Source organism: Vibrio sp. 10N.222.46.A1, from assembly GCF_041473595.1.
In the GTDB taxonomy this organism is placed as follows: Bacteria; Pseudomonadota; Gammaproteobacteria; order Enterobacterales; family Vibrionaceae; genus Vibrio; species Vibrio tasmaniensis_A.
The window spans coordinates 1-4,295 of sequence record NZ_JBFRSN010000219.1 but is presented as its reverse complement, the minus strand read 5'-3'; the positions used below and the strand labels follow the sequence as shown (position 1 = coordinate 4,295).

Below are 4,295 nucleotides of genomic sequence, written 5' to 3'. Positions count from 1 at the left end.
TTTACCTGAAGACATCAGTGCGATTAACGCTGGTTTGAAACGCTAGTCGAAAAAGCTGGTTAAAGCGCTCGCTCGAAATCATGGCGTCAACGCCGAATAGAAAATAGATCAAATGTGATGGCACCTGAGGTTGAAGCTCAGATTGAATCAAGGATGCGGTCACTCAATGTATCGACGTATTTGTAGAGAACACACGATGAAAAAAACAATAACGTTATTAACCGCAAGTATCTTACTTGCAGGCTGTGGTGGTAATTCACAACCTACGGAGCAAACCGCTGCTCCAGTGCCTAGTACACCTGTAACGGTGGTACTTGCCGAGGAAATGGCGCATTCGCCAATCCAATACCATGTAGGAAGAATGGAGGCGGTTGAGTCTGCTCAACTGACACCAAGAACCAGTGGTTTCTTGTTAAATAAACTCTTTGATGACGGTGCCTTTGTCGAAGCGGGCGCTGTGCTTTTTGAAATTGACCCAACGTCATACCAAGCGGCATTTGATGCGGCAAAAGCAACCTTATCTGAAGCGCAATCGGCAATGAGCTTGACTCAGCTAAACCATGAAAGAACCACTCAGATGTTGAAGTCGGGCGGTATTTCACAGTCGCAGCTTGATTTGAGTATTGCGGAGCTAGAGATGGCGAGATCTCGAGTGGTATCTGCGCGAGCAAACGTAAGAGTTCAGCAAGACAACTTAGACCAAACCCAAGTTAAAGCACCGTATTCAGGTCAGTTAGGGAAAAGTAACTTCTCTATCGGTGACATGGTAGGCCCTAACTTTGGCCCATTGATTGACCTGATCAAGATGGATCCGATCGATGCCACTTTCTCGATTAAAGAAAGCGAACTGAGTCAATATCAGCTTCAAGGTAAGCAAGCAACATCAGTATTGCTTGAGCGTGATGGTCAATTGACGGACTACCAAGGCAACATCGCTTTTGTTGATAACAAAGTGAATGCAGCCAGCGGTACGGTGACGATTTCTGCCTCTTTTGATAACAGCGAAGCGGGTCTGCTGCCAAATCAATTTGTTCGTGTTGGTCTAACGAGTGCAGAACCGTTAAGCGGCGTGCAAATTCCTCATAAAGCGATCCATCAAGATCAGCTCGCTCAATATGTACTTACCATCGAAGAAGGCAACGCGGTACGTCGTGATGTCGTTGTAGGTGATCGAATTGGACAAGATGTTTTCGTCGCAAATGGCTTGGACGCCGGTGAACCAGTGATTGTTGGCGGACTGCAACGTATTCGTCCTGGTGCTCCTGTTTCAGTTGCGGAGTAATAGATTATGATCAGTAAATTTTTTATCGACCGACCGAAATTTGCGTTTGTTATCTCGATCTTCCTGACCTTGATTGGTTTGATTGCGATTAAAACCATGCCGATTTCAGAGTACCCAAGCGTGACGCCTCCGCAAGTTCGTGTCGTCGCGTTCATGCCGGGTGCCAGTGCTGAAACCGTAAAAGAGGTGATTGGTAATCCAATTGAAGAGGAAGTGAACGGTGTAGATGGCATGGTTTACATGCAGTCGCGTTCAACCAACGATGGCCGTTACTTCTTAAACATTACCTTTGATAACAGCGTTGATGCGGATATGGCGATGGTTAACGTATCTAACCGCGTCGCCGTTGCTGAAAACATGCTGCCGTTTGAAGTTCGTGCTCGTGGTGTGCGTATTCGTAAAGCCGCGCCGGATGACTTGCTCGCGATTGCTTTCTACTCTGAAGATCAATCGATGTCAGAGCTAGAGCTTAACAGCTGGGTCGAAGCAAACTTCATGGAGCGTATCGCTCGTATCTCTGGCTTAGCAAGCAGCGATTTGATTGGTGCGACCTATGGTATGCGCGTGTGGCTCGATATGGACCGCATGGCGTCACTGGGTGTGACAACATTTGATGTGAAGAACGCGATTCGTGAACAAAATGCAGTAGTGCCAGCAGGGCGAATTGGCCAAGGTCCAAGTCGTGAAAATGCCGCATTGCAGTTTAACTTGATCACTCAAGGTCGACTGTCGAGTGCAGAAGAGTTTGAACAAATTATTGTAAAAACCTTAGCAGACGGCAATCAAATCTACCTGAAAGATGTATCAAACGTAGAGATTGGTAGCCAATTCTATGATGCCTACGCAACCTACAATGGCGGAGATGCTGCTCTAGTCGCAATGCAGGCTAACCCAGATGCCAACGCTTTGGAAACAGGCGCTGCGGTTAAATCGGTACTGAAAGACATTGAAAGCATCATGCCAGCCGGTATGACTTACGCGATCCCATACGACACCACCTTATCGGTTGAAGCGTCTATTCGCAGCATCGTCGAAACCTTAATTGTTGCTGTCGGGCTTGTGATTGCGGTGACTTACCTGTTCTTGGGTAATGTCAGAACAACACTTGCACCTGTGATTGCGATTCCTGTGTCTTTGATTGGTACTTTTGCTTTCATGCAATTGGGTGGCTTTAGTATCAATACCGTTACCTTATTTGGCTTGATTCTGGCGATTGGTATCGTGGTGGACAATGCCATTTTGGTGGTTGAGAACGTAGAACGCATTCTCAATGAAAACCAAACCATTGATGCCAAAGAAGCCACCAATCGAGCTATGAAAGAAGTCACCGGCCCGATTGTCGCATCGACATTAGTCATGCTTGCGGTGTTTATTCCTGTGGCATTGCTTCCAGGCATCACGGGGCTGATGTTTGCTCAGTTCTCTATCACCATCTGTATTGCTTTGGTGCTATCCGCTATCAATGCACTCACGCTGTCACCTGCATTATGTGCAATGGTTATGAAGCGTAACCCTAAGCCTGCTAAGTGGTTTGTGGCATTCAATGCAATGTTCGACAAAGTAACAAACGCGTATGGCAAAGCAGTCTCTTTATTGGTGCGCAAATCAGCAGTGCTTTTGGTTTCGTTCGCAGTGGCTATTGCTGCCATGGTGGCGATGAATGACAAGCTACCGACGGCATTTGTTCCAGCTGAAGACAAAGGCGTGTTGGCGCTCGCGATGTTCTTGCCTGATAACGCATCGAAAGAGCGTACTCATGACTTGATTCGTCAAGCTGAAGCGGTATTAAACCAAGACCCAGCAATTGAAGATTTCGCAGGTGCAATTGGCTTCAATGCTCTGACCGGTGGTGTTGCCGCTAACTCAGCGACCATGTTTGTTAATTTGAAAGACTGGGATGAGCGTCTTGCAATGGATGGCGACCATACACAAGCTGCGGTTGCCCAGCGCATCAACATGCAATTGTATGGCATTGATAAGTCGATGAGCATCGCTATGGGTCTACCACCTATTCCAGGTATTGGTATCGGTGATGCACTTGAGTTTATGGTGCAAGACACGTCTGGCCGCACTGCTCAAGAACTCGCGCAAGTGACTTACGCGATGATGGCAGCGGCTAATCAAGCGCCAGAAATCACTAATGCGATGACGACTTATCGTGCCAATGTTCCACATTACAACGTCGAAATTGATCGCGAGAAAGCGCGTCAGTTAGGCGTACCACTCAGTGCAATTAACGATGCGATGGCGACACATCTGGCGTCTTCATATGTTAATGACTTTGCCCTAAACGGAAGAAGCTACCGAGTTTTTGTTCAAGCTAAAGGGGAACAACGAAATGATCTATCTGATGTGCTACGCATACATGTCCCGTCGGCGCTTGGCGAACAAGTTCCGCTGTCTGCTGTCGCAACGATCGAACCGACATTAGAACCTGACCTAGTTACAAGCTACAACATGTTACCTGCGGCACGTTTACAGCTAAATCCAGCTCCAGGTTACTCATCTGGTGAGGCGATTGACGCAATGGAGCGTATCGCCGAGGAAGTTCTCACTCAGGGTTACACCTATGAGTGGACGAACATGGCTTATCAAGAGAAGTTGGCGGGGAACACGGCTCAAATCGCTCTGGTTTTAGCTCTGGTATTCATCTACTTATTCCTTGTAGCTCAGTACGAATCATGGGCTCTGCCTGCTGCGATCATTATTGTGGCTCCAACCGCTGCTGTGGGTACTTTCGCGGCGTTATTAGCGGGTGGGCAGGCCTTGTCTATCTACGGTCAAATTGGCTTGATTCTATTGATTTCCCTAGCAGCTAAGAACGCGATTTTGATGGTCGAATTCTCAAAGCTGAAGCGTGAGACTCAAGGTTTAAGTATCGAAGAGGCAGCTATCCAAGGCGGCAAGATGCGTTTTAGAGCCGTAAACATGACGTCATGGTCATTCATCCTTGGCATCTTGCCTTTGGTGTTTGCCAATGGTGCAGGGGCTATCTCTCAGAACACGACTGGAT

The 4,295-nt window shown here is 47.5% G+C and carries 2 protein-coding genes; both read left to right on the top strand.

What is annotated here, in order from left to right; genetic code table 11:
* Positions 1–196 precede the first annotated feature (196 nt).
* On the top strand, positions 197–1,282 hold the full coding sequence (locus AB4496_RS07395; protein ID WP_009844925.1) for an efflux RND transporter periplasmic adaptor subunit: 1,086 nt from the start codon (positions 197–199) through the stop codon (positions 1,280–1,282).
* Positions 1,283–1,288: 6 nt separating this feature from the next.
* On the top strand, positions 1,289–4,295 hold a 3,007-nt coding region (locus AB4496_RS07390; RefSeq protein WP_372130757.1), incomplete at its 3' end, for an efflux RND transporter permease subunit.

Bases quoted from the DNA above. Each gene is read 5' to 3' on its own strand.
- AB4496_RS07395 (WP_009844925.1), top strand. From the start codon at position 197: ATGAAAAAAACAATAACGTTATTAACCGCAAGTATCTTACTTGCAGGC.